The 19,190-nt window shown below is 68.5% G+C and carries 19 protein-coding genes; 12 read left to right on the top strand and 7 right to left on the bottom strand.

The annotated features are described in order from the left end of the window. The first annotated feature begins 66 nt into the window (after window positions 1–66). Together ABZ345_RS13535 and ABZ345_RS13540 are read left to right on the top strand one after the other, a co-directional pair. Window positions 67–999, top strand: coding sequence for a carbohydrate kinase family protein (locus ABZ345_RS13535; protein WP_359847503.1), 933 nt, complete (start codon window positions 67–69; stop codon window positions 997–999). Window positions 1,000–1,006: 7 nt separating this feature from the next. Then, a complete protein-coding gene (locus ABZ345_RS13540; RefSeq protein WP_359846917.1) occupies window positions 1,007–1,771 on the top strand; it encodes a methyltransferase domain-containing protein in 765 nt (254 codons plus the stop codon). 34 nt (window positions 1,772–1,805) lie between these two features. Here ABZ345_RS13540 and asnB read toward each other — a convergent pair whose 3' ends face one another. Further along, the gene (asnB, locus tag ABZ345_RS13545; protein WP_359846920.1) at window positions 1,806–3,734 is read right to left on the bottom strand and encodes an asparagine synthase (glutamine-hydrolyzing); all 1,929 of its coding nucleotides are present in this window, start codon (window positions 3,732–3,734) and stop codon (window positions 1,806–1,808) included. A 181-nt stretch (window positions 3,735–3,915) separates the two neighbouring features. Here asnB and coxB point away from each other — a divergent pair, with 181 nt between their 5' ends. Together coxB and ABZ345_RS13555 are read left to right on the top strand one after the other, a co-directional pair. Beyond that, window positions 3,916–4,848 (top strand): cytochrome c oxidase subunit II, encoded by a 933-nt coding sequence (gene coxB / locus ABZ345_RS13550; RefSeq protein ID WP_359846923.1) that lies wholly within the window; start codon window positions 3,916–3,918, stop codon window positions 4,846–4,848. Between the two features lie 14 nt (window positions 4,849–4,862). After that, window positions 4,863–5,279 (top strand): cytochrome c oxidase subunit 4, encoded by a 417-nt coding sequence (locus tag ABZ345_RS13555; RefSeq protein ID WP_359846926.1) that lies wholly within the window; start codon window positions 4,863–4,865, stop codon window positions 5,277–5,279. A 305-nt stretch (window positions 5,280–5,584) separates the two neighbouring features. Here the strand turns inward: ABZ345_RS13555 and ABZ345_RS13560 are convergent, their stop codons facing one another. The 4 genes from ABZ345_RS13560 to ABZ345_RS13575 form a co-directional block, all read right to left on the bottom strand. Beyond that, window positions 5,585–6,256, bottom strand: coding sequence for a lysophospholipid acyltransferase family protein (locus ABZ345_RS13560; protein ID WP_359846929.1), 672 nt, complete (start codon window positions 6,254–6,256; stop codon window positions 5,585–5,587). A 143-nt stretch (window positions 6,257–6,399) separates the two neighbouring features. Next, entirely contained in the window at window positions 6,400–7,440 is a 1,041-nt protein-coding gene (gene trpD / locus ABZ345_RS13565; RefSeq protein ID WP_359846932.1) for an anthranilate phosphoribosyltransferase, read from the bottom strand. Between the two features lie 7 nt (window positions 7,441–7,447). After that, a complete protein-coding gene (locus tag ABZ345_RS13570) occupies window positions 7,448–7,858 on the bottom strand; it encodes a hypothetical protein (RefSeq protein ID WP_359846934.1) in 411 nt (136 codons plus the stop codon). Window positions 7,859–7,923: 65 nt separating this feature from the next. Beyond that, window positions 7,924–8,325 carry a hypothetical protein gene (locus ABZ345_RS13575; protein WP_359846937.1) on the bottom strand — a complete coding sequence of 134 codons (402 nt, stop codon included), beginning with the start codon at window positions 8,323–8,325 and terminating at the stop codon, window positions 7,924–7,926. Window positions 8,326–8,430: 105 nt separating this feature from the next. Here ABZ345_RS13575 and ABZ345_RS13580 point away from each other — a divergent pair, with 105 nt between their 5' ends. Genes ABZ345_RS13580 through ABZ345_RS13595 form a run of 4 tightly spaced genes read left to right on the top strand, consistent with a single transcriptional unit; the run spans window position 8,431 to window position 12,697 of the window. Further along, window positions 8,431–9,042: a heme-copper oxidase subunit III gene (locus tag ABZ345_RS13580; protein ID WP_359846940.1), complete on the top strand. Its 612-nt coding sequence runs from the start codon at window positions 8,431–8,433 to the stop codon at window positions 9,040–9,042. A 60-nt stretch (window positions 9,043–9,102) separates the two neighbouring features. After that, entirely contained in the window at window positions 9,103–9,915 is an 813-nt protein-coding gene (locus tag ABZ345_RS13585) for a c-type cytochrome (RefSeq protein ID WP_359846943.1), read from the top strand. Continuing rightward, window positions 9,912–11,036, top strand: a complete 1,125-nt coding sequence (locus ABZ345_RS13590; protein ID WP_359846945.1) for a ubiquinol-cytochrome c reductase iron-sulfur subunit — start codon at window positions 9,912–9,914, stop codon at window positions 11,034–11,036. Before ABZ345_RS13585 ends, ABZ345_RS13590 begins: the two co-directional genes overlap by 4 nt. Further along, window positions 11,033–12,697: a cytochrome bc complex cytochrome b subunit gene (locus tag ABZ345_RS13595; protein WP_359846948.1), complete on the top strand. Its 1,665-nt coding sequence runs from the start codon at window positions 11,033–11,035 to the stop codon at window positions 12,695–12,697. Before ABZ345_RS13590 ends, ABZ345_RS13595 begins: the two co-directional genes overlap by 4 nt. A gap of 111 nt (window positions 12,698–12,808) precedes the next feature. On the opposite strand, the gene ABZ345_RS13600 is transcribed toward ABZ345_RS13595, so the two are convergent. Further along, complete coding sequence (locus ABZ345_RS13600) at window positions 12,809–13,096, bottom strand: Lrp/AsnC ligand binding domain-containing protein (protein ID WP_045309335.1); 288 nt, start codon at window positions 13,094–13,096, stop codon at window positions 12,809–12,811. A gap of 129 nt (window positions 13,097–13,225) precedes the next feature. Between ABZ345_RS13600 and ABZ345_RS13605 the strand changes: the two genes are divergently transcribed. Continuing rightward, window positions 13,226–13,939, top strand: a complete 714-nt coding sequence (locus tag ABZ345_RS13605; RefSeq protein ID WP_359846952.1) for an aquaporin — start codon at window positions 13,226–13,228, stop codon at window positions 13,937–13,939. Window positions 13,940–14,094: 155 nt separating this feature from the next. On the opposite strand, the gene ABZ345_RS13610 is transcribed toward ABZ345_RS13605, so the two are convergent. Continuing rightward, window positions 14,095–15,795: a DEDD exonuclease domain-containing protein gene (locus ABZ345_RS13610; RefSeq protein WP_359846955.1), complete on the bottom strand. Its 1,701-nt coding sequence runs from the start codon at window positions 15,793–15,795 to the stop codon at window positions 14,095–14,097. 187 nt (window positions 15,796–15,982) lie between these two features. On the opposite strand from ABZ345_RS13610, the gene ABZ345_RS13615 reads away from it, so the two are divergent. From ABZ345_RS13615 to ABZ345_RS13625, 3 genes are all read left to right on the top strand, one after another. Next, entirely contained in the window at window positions 15,983–17,329 is a 1,347-nt protein-coding gene (locus tag ABZ345_RS13615; RefSeq protein WP_359847506.1) for an NYN domain-containing protein, read from the top strand. A 74-nt stretch (window positions 17,330–17,403) separates the two neighbouring features. Further along, window positions 17,404–18,411 carry an NlpC/P60 family protein gene (locus ABZ345_RS13620; RefSeq protein ID WP_359846958.1) on the top strand — a complete coding sequence of 336 codons (1,008 nt, stop codon included), beginning with the start codon at window positions 17,404–17,406 and terminating at the stop codon, window positions 18,409–18,411. A 10-nt stretch (window positions 18,412–18,421) separates the two neighbouring features. Continuing rightward, a complete protein-coding gene (locus ABZ345_RS13625) occupies window positions 18,422–19,189 on the top strand; it encodes a hypothetical protein (RefSeq protein WP_359846961.1) in 768 nt (255 codons plus the stop codon). Window position 19,190 lies beyond the last annotated feature (1 nt).

Here is a 19,190-nt window from a genome sequence, read left to right on the forward strand (position 1 = left end):
GCAACAAGGGAAAGAGGAGCCGACGTGCCGGTAGCCGTGTGCGGCAGCATCGCGACCGACCATCTGATGCACTTTCCGGGCCGATTCGCGGACCAGTTGGTCGCGGAGCGTCTCGACCGCGTGTCCCTGAGCTTCCTGGTCGACGACCTCGTGGTCCGGCGCGGTGGGATCGGCGCGAACATCGCGTTCGGCCTCGGTGTCCTCGGAGTGCGCCCGGTGCTCGTCGGCGCCGTCGGCAAGGACTTCGACGACTACCGCTCGTGGCTCGAGCGGCACGGCGTCGACACGTCGGGCGTGTACGTGTCCGACGTCGCGCACACCGCGCGGTTCGTCTGCACGACGGACGACGACATGTGCCAGATCGCTTCCTTCTACGCCGGTGCGATGGCCGAGGCGCGCAACATCGAGCTCGCGCCGATCGCGAACCGCGTCGAGAACGTCGAGCTCGTCGTGATCAGCCCCGACGACCCCGCCGCGATGCTCCGGCACGCCGACGAGTGCCGCCAGCGCGGCTACAAGTTCGCCGTCGACCCGTCGCAGCAGCTGGCCCGCATGGACGGCGAGCAGGCGCGCGCGTTCATCGAGGGCGCCGAGTACCTCTTCAGCAACGACTACGAGTGGGAACTGCTGCTGCAGAAGACCGGCTGGACCGAGGCCGACGTCCTCGCCCGCGTCGGCAAGCGCATCACCACGCTCGGCGCCAAGGGCGTCGAGATCGTCGACAAGGACGGCTTCTCGCTGCACGTCCCCGCGGTCCCCGAGGTCGCGAAGACCGACCCCACCGGCGTCGGCGATGGCTTCCGCGCGGGTTTCCTGGCCGGCATCACCGCGGGTCTGAGCATCGAGCGCGCAGCTCAGCTCGGTTCGCTGATCGCCGTCGAGGTGCTCGAGACCGTGGGCACGCAGGAGTGGGTGCTGGACCGCGAGGCGGCTCTCGCGCGCATCCGCGGCGCGTTTGGTGCGGATGCTGCTGAGGAGATCGCTCCCGTCCTGCCATGATCGGACAATGGGGACGTACCTGTTCGGTGGCACCGGTGAGTTGCTCGACCCGCAGTTCGACGCGCTGAGCTCCCTGCTCGACGCGGGCACGTTCGCCCGCGTCGAGCAGCTCGGCATCGCGGACGGCTGGCGCTGTCTCGAGATCGGGGGCGGCGGGGGATCGGTGGCGAACTGGCTCGCCGACGTCGTCGCGCCGTCCGGGCACGTGACGGTCACCGACCTGGACGTCTCGCGGCTCGAGGAACGCGACAACGTCACGGTCCTGGAGCACGACGTGGTATCCAATATATTGCCTGGCAACGCGTTCGACCTGGTCCACGCCCGCCTGGTGCTGTTCCACCTCCCCGCCCGCGACGCCGTCCTGCGCAAGCTGCGCGACTCGCTGCGACCCGGCGGCTGGCTCGTGCTCGACGAGTTCGACTGCCTCCCGCTCGAAGTGCTCAAAGCCGCCCCCGACGACGCGAAGCTGATCATGCGGGTGAAGAACGCCCTGCTGACGTTGCTCGAACAGGCCGGCGCGGAGCTGGCGTGGGGCGCGCGCATCGAGAAGGCGTTGCTCGACACCGGCCTGCGCGACGTCAGCGGCTCGCGCGAGGTGCAGGAGTGGGAGGGCGGCTCACCAGGCTGCCGTCTGCTCGCCGCCACCGCGCGTCAGGTGCGCGCGAAGCTGCCCTTGTCCGACGACGAGTTCGACCGTTACCTGGAGCTGATGGCGTCGCCGGAGACCATCGTCAGCTCGTATGCGATGTGCAGTGCGCAGGGACGCAGGTAAACGAAAGGGCCCCTCCGAGGAGGGGCCCTGACCGTTAGAGCTTGACCGGGTAGTGCGGTTCCGGCACCACCGGCTTGATGCGGCCCTCGACGAAGATGCCGTGCCAGATCATGAACACCAGCAGCGCCCAGATGCGGCGGCTGTGGTCGAGCACGCCAGAGCGGTGCTCCTCGATCAGGCGCAGCACCGCGTGCTTGTCGAGGTACTGGTCGGTCTGCGACGTGCGCACGATGTCGACGGCCCAGTCGTGCATCTCGTCCTTGAGCCAGTGCCGGATCGGCACGGGGAAGCCGAGCTTGCGGCGGTTCAGCACGTGCGCGGGCACGATGTCGCGGATCGCCTTGCGCAGCGCGAACTTCGTCGTGTCCTTCGTGATCTTCAGCTCGCTCGGGATCTGCGAGGCGATCTTGAAGACCTCGGGGTCGAGGAACGGGACGCGCAGCTCCAGCGAGTTCGCCATGGTCATCTTGTCGGCCTTGACCAGGATGTCGCCGCGCAGCCACGTGAACAGGTCGACGTGCTGCATGCGCGTGACCGGGTCCCAGTTCTGCGACTCGCGGTACGGCTGGGCCGTGACGTTCATGTGCGACACGTTCGGGTCGTACGTGCGCAGAACTTCGCGCAGCTGCGGGTCGAGGAAGATGCGCGCGTTGCCGTAGTAGCGCTCCTCCAGCGAGAGCGCGCCACGACGCAGGAGGTCCTTGCCGCGCACGCCCTGCGGGATCTTCGTCGAGACCTTGCCCATCGCCTTGCGCAGCGCGCCCGGCACCTTCTCGAACGCCGCCAGCGACAACGGCTCGCGGTAGATCGTGTACCCGCCGAACAGTTCGTCCGCGCCCTCACCGGACAGGACGACCTTCACGTGCTGACGCGCCTCACGGGCGATGAACCACAACGGCACGAGCGCCGGGTCGGCCACCGGGTCGTCGAGGTACCAGGTGATCAGCGGCAAGGAGTCCATCATCTCCTGCGCGCTGACCGTGCGGACGACGTGCTTCACGCCGATCAGCGCCGCCGACTCCGCGGCCACGTCGACCTCGGAGAAGCCCTGGCGCTCGAAGCCCGTCGTGAACGTGATCAGGTCCGGGTTGTGCTCCTTGGCCAGTGCCGCGACCACCGTCGAGTCGATGCCGCCGGACAGGAACGAGCCGACCGTCACGTCCGCGCGCATGTGCTTGGCGACCGAGTCGCGAAGCGCCGCCGTGATCTCGTCGTACAGCGCGTCCGCCTGCGCCTCGCTGCGGACCGTGCGCACCTTGAAGCTCGCGGGGAAGTAGCGCTCGAACTTGGGCGCCTCGCCCGGTTCCAGCGTGAACGAGTGGCCGGACTCGACACGGAAGATCCGGTCGTGCAGCGACGCGGGCTCGGGCACGTACTGCAGCGTGAGGTAGTGCTGCAGGCCCTTGACGTTCATCTTCGGCTCGATGCCGAGCGTGGGCGCGATCTCCAGCAGGATCTTCTTCTCGCTGGAGAAGGCGACGCCGCCCTGGCCCTGCGCGTAGTACAGCGGCTTGATGCCGAACGGGTCGCGGCCGCCGAAAAGCATCCGGCGCTCGGCGTCCCAGATGATGAAGGCGAACATGCCGCGCAGCTTCGTGATCGCCGCGGCACCGAAGTAGTGGTACGCCGCGACGATCGTCTCGGTGTCACCGTCGGTGTGGAAGACCGCGCCGTACTTCTCGGTGAGCTCGGCGCGCAGTTCGAGGTAGTTGTAGATCTCGCCGTTGAAGTTGATCGTGTACCGGCTCGGCGACTCCGGCGGGCCCCACGTCAGGGGCTGGTGGGAGTGCTCGATGTCGATGATGGCGAGGCGGTTGAAGCCGAACACGACCTCGTCGACCCGCCGGGTGCCGCTCTCGTCCGGGCCGCGGTGGCGCATGCAGCGCAGGGCGGCCTCCACCGCCGGGCGCGCGGTCTCGGCCTCGTTCTCGCTAGGGCAAACAAGTCCTGCCAGGCCGCACAAGGCTCTCGCACCTCTCAAGAAATTCGACGGGGAAGTCTTCAGTATGCCGAAGGCGCTCTATGTGACCGAAACTGCACCGCAGCGGCGGTGCCCCCAAGGGGTGAGCGAGGTTGCGCTGGGCTACGCTCCCGCTTGATCCGTTGGCATGGCCAGTAGTTGTGAACGAGGAGGCGGGCGAGCAGTGGGCCTGAAGGAGGGCACCAGGGCATCCCGGCTGGCGAAGACCGCCGGGCTGGTCGGCCTGGTCGGTATCGGGGCCACCGGTTGCTCCACGGACGAGGTGCTGCGCTTCGGATGGCCGCAGGCCGTCACGCCGCAGGCCGAGAGGATGCGCGAGCTCTGGACCTGGTCCGTGATCGCCGCGCTCGTCGTCGGCGTCATCGTGTGGGGCCTGATCCTGTGGTCTGTGGTGTTCCACCGCAAGAAGTCGGAAGAGCTGCCGCGTCAGACGGCGTACAACCTCCCGCTGGAGATCGTGCTCATCGTCGTGCCGACGGTGATCGTGGCGGTCCTGTTCTACTTCACCGCCATCACCCAGAACTACGTCACGGACAAGTCGGGCAAGCCCGACGTGAACGTCGACGTGATCGCGTTCCAGTGGAACTGGGAGTTCCAGTACCCGGACCACAAGACCGACGAGGGCAACGTCGTCAGCACGGTCGGCACCTCGGGCGAGGTCCCGATCCTGGTGCTGCCGGCGCACAAGCGCATTCAGTTCAAGCTGCGCTCGACCGACGTCATCCACTCGTTCTTCGTGCCGGAGTTCCACTTCAAGCGCGACGTCTTCCCGATGCCTGAGAAGAACAACCAGGACAACGTCTTCCAGATCGACCAGATCGACCGTCCCGGTGCGTTCGTCGGCCGTTGCGCCGAACTGTGCGGCTCCTACCACGCGGTGATGAACTTCGAGGTCCGCGCCCTGAACGAGGCCGACTTCGACAAGTACATGGAGCTCCGCAAGGAGGTCAACGCGAAGACGGGCAAGCCGTACACCACGGCCGAGGCGCTGTCGCAGGTCAACTGCGGTGAGCTGTGCGCGCCGCTGGCCACCACGACCACCCCGTTCAACACCGACCGGACGGCCCGCGAGGCCTCCGGCGGCGGTCAGAAGTAGGGACACGCCTCGCGATGAAGATCGAAGCTCGCGTATTCGAACTGGTGATGGCCTTCTCGTTCCTGATGGCCGTCGTCTACGGCTACTGGACGCACGCGGCGACCGGCCACGTCGAGCCCGCCGGCACGGTGGGGCTCGCGCTGACCGGTGGCCTGGCCCTCATCACCGGCACCTACTTCCGGTTCGTGGCCCGTCGCATCGAGGTGCGGCCGGAGGACAACCCCGAGGCCGAGGTCTCCGACGGCGCCGGTGAGCTGGGCTTCTTCAGCCCCGGCTCGTACTGGCCGATCGGTCTCGCGGCCGCGGCGGCGACCGCCGGTCTCGCGGTGGCGTTCTGGCACGTGTGGCTGCTGGTGATCGCCATCATCATGGTGCTGATCATGGTCGGCGGCCTGGTGTTCGAGTACCACACCGGCCCGAACCACGACTGACCTGATCACGACCCGGTATCCCATATATCGGATATCACTTCCTGAGGCCCTCTCCGTCACGGAGGGGGCCTCAGGCGTTTCCGGCGTTTCCGATGCCGATATCCACCATGTGATGTATCGCATACGGGATATCGGATATCGCGCGCTCTTCTACCTGTGCCTTTCCCGATATCCCGTATGCGATATATCGGCCGATAGCCGGTATATCAGTGCAGTGTCCGATATATCGCATACAGCGCAAAGGGCCCTCCCTGCCGTGACGGCGGGAAGGGCCCTTGCGAGGTCCTGGATGCGGCGCTGGCGCTTTACGCGGCGACCGGCGTCTTCTGGTACGCGTCGACGTACTCCTGGCCGCTCAGGTCCAGGATGCGGTAGATGATCTCGTCGGTGACGCTGCGCAGCACCGGCAGGGAGTCCTGCATGCCGTCGTAGCGGCTGAAGTCGAGCGGCTCACCGAAGCGGACCGTCACGGGCACGATCTTCGGGATCTTGCGGCCGACGGGCTGCACCTTGTCCGTGCCGATGATGCCGACCGGCACGACCGGGGCCCCGGACTCGAGCGCCATGCGGGCGACACCCGTGCGGCCGCGGTGCAGCATGCCGTCGAGCGAGCGCGTGCCCTCGGGGTAGATCGCGATGGCCGCACCGCCCGCGAGGATCTCGGCGGCGGTGTCGAGCGCGGCGCGCGCGTCACGGCCCTTGCCGCGGTGCACCGGCACGTGGCCCAGCGACGAGAAGAACCAGCGCGACAGCGAGCCCTTGATCCCGGTACCGGTGAAGTACTCAGCCTTCGCGAGGAACGACACGCGCCGCGGGACCACCATGGGGATCACGACGCTGTCGATGAAGCTGAGGTGGTTGGCCGCGAGGATGACCGGGCCGTCGGTGGGGATGTTCTCCAGACCGTCGACCACCGGGCGGTAGACAAGACGGGCTGCGCGCGCGACGACATGCTTCATCACCGGGTAGAGGACCATGCCTCCAGCATTCCAGGTGGCGATTGCCGCCGCGTTACCACGTGGTGCGCATCTCCGGCCCATCACTCGCTCGGACTACACCGATACGGCGGCCGTGCGAGCACGGTCACGCGTCGGCGACGACGCGTGACCGGAAACGCCCTCTACCCCTTCAAACCTCGTGAGAGCTCCACCCAGCGGCTCAGCAGCGTCGCCGCCCTGCCCGAGTCGATGGCGTCGGCCGCGCGGCCCAGCGAGGCCGTCAGATCGGCGTGCAGGTCGTCGGAGAACCCGCCGTGCGCCGCGATGGCCCCGGCGGCGTTCACGAGCACCGCGTCGCGCACCGAACCGGTCTTGCCGGCCACGAGGTCGCGGACCACCTGGGCATTGACGGACGCGTCGCCGCCCTTCAGGTCCTCCTCGCGCGCGGGCTTCACCCCGAGCACGGCCGGGTCGATCGTCTCCGTGCGCACGACACCGTCCTGGGCGAGCCAGGCGGACGTCGTCGTGGTCGTGGTGATCTCGTCGAGACCGTCGTCGCCGCGCACCACCAGGGCGGTGTTGCGGCGGCGGGCGAACACGCCGGCGATCAGCGGCGCGGCGGAAGCCCGCGCGCAGCCGATCAGGCCGACCGAGGGCTGCGCGGGGTTCGTCAGCGGGCCGAGCAGGTTGAACGACGTCGGGATGCCGATCTCACGCCGCACCGGGCCCGCGTGCCGGAAGCCGGGGTGGAACACCGGCGCGAAGCAGAAACCGATGCCGAGCTCCCGCACCGTCGCCTGGACACCCTCCGGCGGCAGGTCGATCGCGACGCCCAGCGCCTCCAGCACGTCCGCCGTGCCGCACTGGGACGACGCCGCGCGGTTGCCGTGCTTGACCACGGGCACGCCCGCGGCGGCCGTGATGATCGCGGCCATTGTCGAAATGTTCACCGAACCGGAATGATCGCCGCCGGTGCCCACGATGTCGGTCGCCCGCACGTCCACGGTGAAGCGGCGCGCGTGGTTGAGCATCATCGTGGCGAGGCCGTCGATCTCCTCCGGCGTCTCGCCCTTGGCGCGCAACGCGACGATGAACGCCGCGATCTGCGCCTGCGTCGCCTCGCCCGACATGACCTGGTCCATGCCCCAGGACGTGTCGTCGGCGGTCAGGTCGACGCCGTCGAGAAGTCTGTTGAGCAGCGAAGGCCAGGTGCGCTCGCTCATAGTCGGATCAGCCCTTGACGACAGGTACAGCCGAGCCCCGCAGCACCTCGGCCACGGTCTCGGCGGCGGCCAGCGGGTCGAGCGGGTGCACCAGCACCGCGTCGGCCTGCGACCAGGTCGCGAGCCAGCGGTCGTCCTTGCGGCGCACCGCGACGACGATCGGCGGGCAGTTCGTGATCTCGTCCTTGAGCTGGCGGGACAGGCCCATGCCACCGGTCGGCTGCGCCTCGCCGTCGAGGATCAGCAGGTCGACGGTGCCGTTGTCGACCTCGTAGAGGACGTCGGCGATCGCACCCGCCTCGACGTAGTCGACGCGCCCCAGGTCCGGCGCCGGACGGCGGCCGACGGCAGTGATGATCGTCTCACGCACCTCGGGCCGGTGGCTGAACACCAGGATCTTCGTGGTCTGCGTGCTCATCTCGCGATCCTCCGCTGCTACTGCTGACTGCGGTCGACAAGAAAGTGACCAAGGTCGCCGCGATGCTATCGGGCGGCCTGTGGGCGTGACTGCAGGGCATCCCACCCCAGGGCCTCCCCGCCCAGCCGCTGCGCCAGCGACGCCATCCGCGACCGTTCCTGAGCGCAGTGCAGAGCGTCCAGCTTCTGCACCCGACTGATATGCGATATATCACCTGCGACGAGCACCCACCCGTCCGGTGAGAGCATCTCACGAGCGCGTTCTACCTGGTCAGACGGTATGCGAACGTGGTGCCGCAGCACCGCGAGCTCGTCCGCGCGCCACTGCGGGGAACGGGCCAGAACGGCCGAATCGGCCTCGGCGATGTCGAACGCCTCGGCCACCACGACGAGTGTCGGATCGTCGATCGACAGCGAGGGTTCGTCACGTCGGCCCAGCAGTTCCCGCAATCGGCCCAGCAAGCCCATCCGTTGATCTCCTCGCGATCACCGCCAGGATCACGGACAGTGTGACCCAGCCGACCCATGATCCGCCCAGGACCCGATGGGCGGACGGAAATAGCGCAGGCAATAATGCTGCCCGTGACCACGGCAGCGCCTTCAATCGGCCAGCGCGTGCACTCGCTGAACCGCCCGAACATGGTCAGCGTCGGCACGATCGTCTGGCTGTCCAGCGAGCTCATGTTCTTCGCTGGCCTCTTCGCCATGTTCTTCACGGTGAAGGCCCAGAACACTGCGGAGCACTGGCCGCCACCGCCCACGCACCTGAACGTCCCCTACGCGTCGGTCTTCACGATCATCCTGGTCGCGTCGTCCTTCACGTGTCAGTGGGGCGTTTTCGCCGCGGAGCGTGGCGACGTCTTCGGTCTGCGTCGCTGGTACATCGTGACGTTGATCATGGGCGCGATCTTCGTGGGAGGCCAGGCGGGTGAGTACTTCACCCTCGTCGAAGAGGGCACGACCATCCCCTCGTCGGCCTACGGCACCGTCTTCTTCCTGACGACCGGCTTCCACGGCCTGCACGTCATCGGCGGTCTGATCGCGTTCGTCTTCCTGTTGATCCGGACGAAGCTCAGCAAGTTCACGCCGGCACAGGCCACCGCATCGATCGTCGTGTCGTACTACTGGCACTTCGTCGACGTCGTGTGGATCGGCCTGTTCGCCATCATCTACATCGTGCCCTGACCTAGCCAGCACGCAGCCAAGCCACGAGCTCCCGAACGACAGCAAGGGTTGCCGCACACCATGACCACCACGACGAAACGCCCGCGCGGCGCCCGCACGAAGCTGCGCCGCCGGGTCGCCGGACTGCTCGCCCTGGGCTTCGCCCTGCTGAGCGCCGGCATGCTGTTCGCCGCTTTCGCGCCCCAGGCGCAGACCGCCCAGGCCCAGCAGCAGGACGCCCTGGTCCGCACGGGCGAGCAGATCTACCTGAACACCTGCATGGGCTGCCACGGCAAGTCCCTCGAGGGTGTCAAGGACCGCGGGCCGAGCCTGGTCGGCGTCGGCGACGCCGCGGTGTACTTCCAGACTTCCTCCGGCCGCATGCCCATGGCGCGGCAGGAGGCGCAGGCCGTCCGCAAGCCCGCGAAGCTCTCCCCCGAGGAGATCAACGCGCTGATGGCCTACATCACGGCGAACGGCGGCGAGGGCCCGAAGAAGCCCTCCGAGACCGGTGAGGGCCTGCGCGGCGACAACCCGGCGCGCGGTGGCGAGCTCTTCCGCCTCAACTGCTCGAGCTGCCACAACTTCACGGGTCGTGGTGGCGCGCTGTCGTCCGGCAAGTTCGCGCCGACGCTCGACGGCGTCACCGAGGACCAGATCTACACGGCGATGCTGACCGGCCCGCAGAACATGCCGAAGTTCGGCGAGCGCCAGCTCACGCCGGAAGAGAAGAAAGACATCATCGCGTACGTCAAGTCGGTCACCGACGGAAACAACAACTCCGGCGGTAACCCCCTGGGCGGGTTCGGACCCGTCTCCGAGGGATTGATCGCGTTCATCGTGGGCATCGCCGCGCTCATCGGCGTGACCCTCTGGATCGGAGCCAAGGCATGAGCGGCGACAAGCCGACCGAGCTGCCCAGCGAGGCAGAGCTCGCGGAGATGAGCCGGGACGACCTCGTCAGGCTCGGCACGAAGATGGACGGCGTCGAGCTCGTCCACTACGAGGACAAGTGGCCGGTCTCCGGCACCCGCGCCGAGCGTCGTGCCCAGCGCGTCGTGGCGGCGTGGTTCATGATCTCCGCGCTGTCGGGGCTCGCGTTCCTCGGCGTGTTCCTGTTCTGGCCGTGGCAGTACGAGGCCCCGCACACCGACGGCCACCTGCTGCACCTGCTCTACAACCCGCTGATCGGCCTGTTCCTGGGCCTGTCGGTGGTGGGCCTGGGTGTCGGCGCGCTGCTCTACACCAAGAAGTTCATCCCGGACGAGATCGCGGTGCAGCAGCGGCACGACGGCCCGTCGACCGAGGTCGACCGCGCCACGCTGGTCGCCGAGCTCGCCGACGCCGGTGAGCGCAGCGGCATCGCCCGCCGCAGCCTGATCAAGCGCACCGCGGGCCTCGGCGCCGGTGTCCTCGGTCTGGGCGTGGCGGCCGTCCCGCTGGGCGCGCTGATCAAGAACCCGCACGCGGACAGCGAGACCAAGGCGTCGCTGTGGCACACCGGCTGGAAGGCCGAAAAGGGCGAGAAGGTCTACCTCCGCCGCCACACCGGCAACTTCCACGAGGTCTCCCTGGTGCGTCCCGAGGACGTCGAGCCCGGCGGCTTCGAGACGGTGTTCCCGTTCCGCGAGTCGGAGCGCGACGACGAGCACGCCCTGGTCGCGGCCCTCAAGCGGTCCGACGCGCCGGTCATGCTCATCCGCCTGCGTCCGAACCAGCCGGTCACCAAGCGCGCAGGTCAGGAAGACTTCAACTTCGGCGACCTGTTCGCGTACTCGAAGATCTGCACGCACCTCGGTTGCCCGACCTCGTTGTTCGAGCAGCAGACCGGTCTGCTGCTCTGCCCGTGCCACCAGTCGCAGTTCGACGTGTTCGAGTACGCCAAGCCGCGGTTCGGCCCGGCGACCCGTCCTCTTCCCCAGCTACCGATCACTGTGGACGAAGAGGGATACTTGGTTGCCCGCAGCGACTTCATCGAGGCTGTGGGTCCGGCGTTCTGGGAGCGGAAGTCATGAGTGCCATCACCACGCCGACGAAGCCGGCCAACGCCGCCGCGCGCGTCGCAGGGGCGGCGGCCAACGCTGCCGACGAGCGGTACCACGCGGCCTCTGGCCTGCGCAAACAGCTGAACAAGGTCTTCCCGACGCACTGGTCGTTCCTGCTCGGTGAGATCGCGCTGTACAGCTTCATCGTGCTGCTGCTGTCGGGCACGTACCTCGCTCTGTTCTTCGACCCGTCGATGACCGAGGTCACCTACAACGGCGCGTTCGACAACCTGCGCGGCATCGAGATGTCGCGGGCGTTCGCGTCCACGCTCGACATCTCGTTCGAGACGCGGGGTGGCCTGTTCGTCCGCCAGGTGCACCACTGGGCGGCGCTGCTGTTCATGGCCGCGATCGTCGTGCACATGTTCCGGATCTTCTTCACCGGCGCGTTCCGCAAGCCGCGTGAGATCAACTGGGTCATCGGCATCGTGCTGTTCATGCTCGGCGCGATCGAGGGCTTCCTCGGCTACTCGCTGCCGGACGACCTGCTCTCGGGCACCGGCCTCCGCGTGATGGCGGCGCTGCTGATCTCGTTCCCGGTCATCGGCACGTGGCTGAACTGGCTGATGTTCGGCGGGGAGTTCCCCGGCACGGACATCATCCCGATGCTCTACACCGCGCACATCCTGCTGATCCCGGCGATCATCCTCGGCCTGATCGCGGCGCACCTCGCGCTGGTCTGGTACCAGAAGCACACGCAGTTCCCGGGCGTGGGCCGCAAGGAGACCAACGTCGTCGGCGTCCGCATCATGCCGGTGTTCGCGGCCAAGGGCGGTGGCTTCTTCGCCATCGTCGTCGGTGTCATCGCGATCATGGGTGGCGTCTTCCAGATCAACCCGATCTGGAACTTCGGTCCGTACAACCCCGCGCAGATCTCCGCCGGTTCGCAGCCCGACTGGTACATGGGCTGGACCGACGGCCTAGTCCGCATCTGGCCGGCGTGGGAGTTCTACCTGGGCAACTACACGATCCCGGCGCCGTTCCTGCCGTTCATCCTCGGTCTGCCGCTGCTGACCGGCATCGCGGCGGTGTACCCGTGGATCGAGAAGAAGATGACCAAGGACTACGCGCACCACAACCTGCTGCAGCGCCCGCGTGACGTTCCGGTCCGCACCGCGCTCGGCTGGATGGCGATCACGTACTTCATGGTCCTGCTGCTCATGGGCGGCAACGACATCTTCGCGTACCAGTTCGACATCTCGTTGAACCTGACGACGTGGATGGGCCGCATCGGCATGCTGATCCTGCCGCCGATCGCGTACTTCGTGGCGTACCGCATCTGCATCGGCTTGCAGCGCGGCGACCGCGAGGTGCTCGAGCACGGTGTCGAGACCGGCATCATCAAGCGCCTGCCGCACGGCGAGTTCATCGAGATCCACCAGCCGCTCGGCCCGGTGGACGACCACGGCCACCCGCTGCCCCTGGCCTACCAGGGCGCGTCGGTGCCGAAGAAGATGAACAAGCTCGGCTCGGCCGGTCACCCGGTCGCCGGCAGCACGTGGTCGCCGGACCCGGTCGAGGAGACCGTGGCCTTGTCGAACGCGCGCAAGAAGGCGCATGTCGCCGAGGAGATCAGCGCCGAGGACAGGGCAGGCGAGCTCGCGGGCAAGCCGTCCGACCCGAAGGCCTGACCAGCAGCTGCAAAACTGTGAAAAGCCCCCGTGAACCTTCACGGGGGCTTTTCGTTACGTCAGTTGCGCCGAATGATTCCGGGCGCTGCGCCGTTCGTGGCCTGGCGCTAGTTACTGGGCGTCATCCAGGCCGATGGCGAAGGCCGCCTCGTCGTCTCGCTTCGAGTAGCTGCGGAACGCGATGTGCGTGTCGGTGTTCAGCACGCCCGCGACCTTGCTGATCTTGCCGGGCACCAGGGCGGCCAGATCCTCGTGCTTGCTCACCCGCACGAGCGCGATCAGGTCCACGTCACCTGCGCAGGAGTACACCTCCGTGACGCCGTCGATGTCGGCGATCTCCTGTGCCGCCTCGGGAATGCGTTCGGCGGCGGCCTGGATCAGCACGATGGCGGTGACCACGCTGTTCTCCTTCGGTCTCAGCACGGGTAACTAAAGCACTCGTAGTCTGCCCTACCGGCTTATCGCTGGCGTGGAGACGTCGCTGCGAACGTGGGTCTCCTCAATCCCCTTTGTCTTCGAGGTGAACCCGTGTTCGCACGCAAGCTGATCGCCGAGGTGGCCGGAACGACCATCCTCTGCCTGTTCGGAATCTCCGCCGCCGTGTCCGTGGTCGCCGCAGGCAACGAACCCTCGGGCCTCCTCATCGTCGCCCTGGCGCACGGCCTCGCTCTGATGGCCGGCATCTACGCGTTCGGCGCCATCTCGGGCGCGCACTTCAACCCGACCGTCACGATCGCTCTCGCCGTGTCCGGTCGACTGCCGTGGCGCGAGGTGCCGGGCTACGTCGGCGCGCAGCTTCTCGGCGGCGTGCTGGCCGCCTCGCTCGCTCACGTCGTGCACGGCTCTCGTGCGATCGAGGCTGGACTGGGCGCTACGTCGTTCGGCTCCGGTGTCACCGTCACCCAGGCCGTGGTGGCCGAGGCGCTCGGTGCGTTCATCCTCGTGACCGCCGTGTTCGCTCTCGCGGTCAACCCGAACGCTCCTCGCGGTCTGCACGGTGTCGGCATCGGCCTGGCCCTCGCCACCCAGATCCTCGCGTTCGGTCCCGTCGCGGGCGCCTCCGTGAACCTCGCCCGCACGTTCGGCCCCGACGTCGTGCTCACCTTCGCGGGCGGCGACCCGGCCTGGGGCCAGCTGCCGGTGTACCTGATCGCCCCGGTGTTCGGCGGCATTCTGGCGGCCGGTCTGTACGCCTTGGTGACGTCCGTGTCTCGCCGAGCCCACGCCACGAGCGCTCCCTGAATTGTCGCCTTGTCGACATCCCAACTGATATATCGGTTGGTGCCACCTCCTCCGACCTGCGCAAACCCTTCCTTATGCAAAAAACGTTTGCGGACGTCCGCAAACGTTTTTTGCATAAGGGGGTGCGGTGGGCGTGTCGGCGGCTAACTGCGGGGTCAGTTCCAGCGGTCGTGCAAGGGGCGGGCGCCGGCGGCTTGTTCGGCCCACGGGACCCAGGCCGCCGCGGCACCGGCGGGGGAGGACCAGGGTTCGTCCGCGTACACGAGGCGGGTGCCCGGCTGGTCGAGCCAGCGCAGGACGACGCCGGCTTCTTCGGGTGGCGCGCCTCGCAGCGGTCCGGCCGTGGGGATGACGGTTTCCGCGGAGGCGACGAGGGCGTCGACGACCGGCATCGGGCGGGTGCCGCGACGGGCCACACCGGCCGAGGCGAGGCGGCCGTAGCGGACGACCGAGAACTCCCAGCCGCCTTCGCGGTCGGGCCGGGCGGCGACCAGCTGGGGAAGCGCGGCCAGGGCGGCGAGGCGTTGGGCGCGGTCGAGGGAGCGGACCAGGCCGGCCAGACGGTCACGGCGCCGGGCCGCCTCCTCGAAGCGTTCGGCTGACGCGAGGCCGCCGAGCTGGTCGATGAGGGTGCGTAACGGGTCAGCGCTGCGGCCGACGACCAGGTCTTGGACCGCGACGACCGCGGGGGAGTACTCCTCGACGGTCTGATGGCCCGCGCAAGGTGCCTGGCAGCGGCCCAGTTCGGCCAGGGCACAGGGCGAGGCGCGTTGGTTCGTCGCCGGGATCTTGATCGTGCAGGAGCGCAGCGGGACGGCGTCGAGCAGCGCGTCGGCCACCGACTCGGCTGCCTGCCGGGTGCGGAACGGGCCCAGGGCGCCGTCGCGCGGGTTTCTGACCAGCGACAGCCGGGGGAACGGTTCGTCGGTCAGGACCAGCCACCAGGCGTGGTGGGGGTTCTTGGACCTGCGGTTGTAGGCGGGGCGGTGGGCGCGGAGCAGCCGTAGCTCGCGTACTTCGGCTTCGAGGGGGTGAGCGCATTCGACCGCGTCCACGCGCACGGCGAGCGCGACCATTTCGCGGAGCCTGCGTCTGCCCTCGCTGGCCGTGAAGTACTGCCGCACCCGGCGCCGGAGATCGGATGCGGTGCCCACGTAGAGCACCTCTTCCTTCGGACCGCGGAAGAGGTACACGCCTGGTTTGGACGGCAGATGCGCGGCGAGGGAGCGCTTGCGGCGTTGTTCCGGCGTCACTTCCGGCAGGTACGCCAGGAGTTCTTCCAGGGAGTGCACTCCTACGTTGCCGACGCGTTCCAGCAGCGCGTGCAGCACCTCGACGGTGGCGCGGGCGTCGGCCAGGGCGCGGTGCGTCGGCCTCGTCGAGGTGTGGAAGAGGTCGGCCAGGGCGGAAAGGCGGCACGACGGAGCCTCGTCGCGGCTCAGCACGCGCCGGGCGAGCTTCACCGTGCAGACCACCGGCGGTTTCGGCCAGCGGTAGCCGTGCCGCTCGCAGGCCGCCTTGAGGAAGCTGATGTCGAAGCCGGAGTTGTGCGCCACCAGGACCGAGCCCGCCGCGAACTCCAGGAACGCGGGCAGCACCGTGTCCAGCCTCGGCGCGCCCGTGACCATCAGCTGCGTGATGCCGGTCAGCTGGGCCACCTGCACGGGGATGCCGCGCTCCGGGTCGACGAGCGTGGCGAACTCGCCGAGCACCTCGCCTGCGCGCACCTTCACCGCGCCGATCTCGGTGATGGCGTCCTCCTCGTTGCTCCCGCCCGTCGTCTCCAGGTCGAAGACGACGAACGTCGTGTCGCGCAGAGGTGTACCGAGCTCGTCGAAGGACAGTTGACCGGTCACGATGTGGGACGTTAGCGACGGGGTCTGACAATTTTCGGCGGGTGGGATTCGAGAGTGCTGTGACCTGCGGTTGTTCTGGTGCTCAGGGGGTGCGGCACTGCCTTTTCCAGATCGTTGTTCCGGAGGCCGGAGATGTCCGTGCGCTGCTCAAGGACGGGGGCTCTAGCCTGTTGGGGTGCCAGACCCGATGCCCGAGCCCGAGTTCGACCAGCCTGCCGAGGAGGTAGGCGAGTCCGCAGATGATTCCACTGTGGACTGGTCGGCCCTGCCGGAGCCGCTGAGGGCGAGACTGGCGGAGCTGGGCGCGGACGCGCTGGGGGAGATGGCGAAGGTCGACGTGCCGCAGCACCTGCGGCCGGTGGCGAAGTTCGCGCCGACGAAACGGGCCCGGCTGGGCGGGGCGCAGGTCGTCGCGGGCCTGCGGAACTCGGCGAACTTCCGCACGGCCGTCGTGGAGTGGCTGCGCAAGAACCGGCCGTCGACGCTGGAGGTGACGTCGCCGGATCCGGTGACGGCGGCCGCGGCGGCGGTGCTGACCGGTGACGACGTCGCGCTGCATTATGTGGAGCTGGTGTCGCGGCGGGTCGGCGACGCGACGTTGCGCGCCGAGCGAGATGCAGCCGTGGTGCGGGCCGAACGGCTCGAGGGTGAGCTGGAACGGCTCAGGACCGAGCGCAGCCAGCTCGACGGCGCCACCGAACGCGTCCGAGCGGATGCCGAGATCGAGCTGGAACGCCTGCGCAAGCGGTTGCGCGAGCAGGGCGTGAAGCTGCGCGAGGCCAAGGACGCCGCCGAGGCCGCCGCTGCCGAGGTCGACAAGATCCAGGTGCGCACGGCCGAGGAGGTCAAGCGCCTCACCGCCGAGCGTGATCGGGAGCGGGAACGCGCGGAGACCGAGCGGGGCAAGGCGCAGCGGGCGATCGCGGACGCCGAGGTGGCCCGTCAGTCGGCGCGGGAGGCTCGTCAGGCCGACGAGGTGCGGCTCGCGCTGCTCGTCGACACGCTCGACGGTGCCGTGACGGGGTTGCGTCGCGAGCTGGCGCTGGGTGGTGGCACGGGTCCGCGCCCCGCCGACCTCGTGCGGGGCGCCAGTGCGTCGCAGGGAGCTGTTGGGCGCGTGGAGGATCCGGCAGCGCTGGACCGGCTGCTGGCGTTGCCCGCAGTGCACCTGGTGGTGGACGGCTACAACGTCACGAAGACCGGCTATCCGGAGTTGTCGTTGTCGGATCAGCGTGATCGGCTCGTGCATCAGCTGGCGGTGCTGGCCGCGCGCACGGGTGCCGAGGTGACGTTGGTGTTCGACGGCGCTGGGGTGGTGGCCGTGCCCGCGGCGGCTCCACGGGGCGTGCGCGTGCTCTTCAGCGACCCCGGCGTTCTGGCCGATGACGTGATCCGCGCGCTGGTCACCGCGGAGCCGGAAGGGCGTCCCGTGGTGGTGGTGACGTCGGACCGCGCGGTCGCCGACTCCGTGCGTCGGCGGGGTGCGCACCCCGTCCCGTCCGCTGTGTTGCTGGCCCGTCTCGGGCGCGTTTGATCACCCGGTAGCCTGACGCCGTTGATCTTTGGGTCGATCTTGACGGTCTTGTTCTCGCGAAGGGGATCGGCGACGTGTCGTCGCGCAAACTCACCCGCGGTGTATTGATCACCGCGCTGCTTTTCTCCGCTCTTCCGGCCGTGTCGTTCGCCGCGCAGCCGGCTGATCCGGCGCGCGCGTACGCCGATCTGACGGCGCAGGCGACCAAGCTCAACGAGGAAGTCCTGCGCGCACAGGAAGATCTCGTCCTGCGGCGTGCCGAGCTCGAACGCGCCACCACGGACGTCGCGGCGGCGCAGCAGATCGAGCGGCAGGCGAAGTCCGACGAGAACGGCTACCGCGAGCAGGTGGACCTGATCACGCAGGCGTCGTTCGAGGGCGCGCGGTTCAACCAGCTGTCCGCGCTGCTCGTGGCGGACTCGCAGCAGGACTTCCTGAACCGCCTGGAGATGATGCGGGTCCTGGCGTCGGACAACGCCGACTCGCTGGCCCGTCTGTCCGGCGCGGTCGAGAAGGCTCGTCAGGCGCACCAGGCGGCGGAGAACTCCCGGTCCCGCGCCGCTGAGGCCACCTCGGCGGCCGAGCGGTTGAAGGGAGACCTCGACGGGCGTAGCCGCGCGTTGCAGGACCAGATCGGCGAGGTGCGTGCTGCTCTGACGCGGCTGCCCGCGCCGGTCGTGAAGCAGTTGCGCGATCCGGGGGACCGGTCCGCGGTCAGCGTGCCCTCGGGGACGGCCGGCATCGCGCTGGCGTTCGCACTGGCGCAACGGGGGGACGAGTACAAGTACGGCTCGACCGGGCCCGACCAGTGGGACTGCGCCGGTCTGACGATGAAGGCCTACGCGGCCGCCGGGTACACGATTCCGCGGACGTCCGGTGGACAGGCCGCGGTGGGTCGCGTCGTGTCGCGTGGTGAGGTCCGTGGGGGCGACCTGATCGTCTACTACTCGAGCCGGTCGCACGTCGCCATGGCCGTCGACAACGCACGAGCTGTGCACGCCTCGACCGAAGGCCAGCCGGTGAAGATCGCGTCGATCGACGCCATCGGGCCCATCGCGGTGATCCGGCGCATCGAGGGCTAGCGTTGCGCCGGTGAAGCACCTCAGGACGTTGCTGGCGGTCACCGTCGCCATGACGTTCCTGCTGGGTCTCAGCGTTGCAATGCGGCCGGTTGAGTTGCAGCCGACGGAAACTGTTCATTGCAAAGAGGCTGTTCTCACGGCGTCTTCCGGGACCGTGACCAGCAGTTCTTGCGATGGAGAGCTGGCCGCGCGTGTCTTGGCGGTCGTGGACGACTCGGTGTCCGGAGTCGCCAATATATTGGATATCAGTTGGTCTCGCCGGGTCGATGTCGTCATTCCGGCTTCGGAGTCGGAGCTCGTTTCGCTTGTCGGTCCGGCGTTCGCGGACATGGCCGGGATCGCGATTCGGGACGGTGCCGGGCAGCGCGTGGTGCTCAATCGGGTGCGGGCGGCGGCGTTGACTCCGTTGGAACTGCGTGTGCTGCTGCGGCACGAGATCACGCACGTGGCGACGCGCGACCAGACCTCGGACTCGGCCCCGCTCTGGCTGGTGGAGGGGTTCGCGGACTGGGTGGCGTTCCACGGGCTGGGGGTGTCGCTGCGCCAGGCCGCTCCGTTGCTCACCTCGAACGTCTCGGCGCTGCCCACCGACTTCAGCGGGCCGGGGCGTGATCTCGCCTACCAGCAGGCGTACTCGATCATGGCCTACCTGGAGTCACGTGTGGGGGAGCGGGGCGTCGTCGATTTCTTCCTGCAGCACGCGTCGCGGTCCGCTGTGGACGTGAGCTCGGTCGACGTGGCGGGCTGGCGCGAGTTCCTGCGGTCGAGCATCGGCTAGC

The organism is Lentzea sp. NPDC005914 (genome assembly GCF_040629405.1).
Lineage (GTDB): Bacteria > Actinomycetota > Actinomycetes > Mycobacteriales > Pseudonocardiaceae > Lentzea.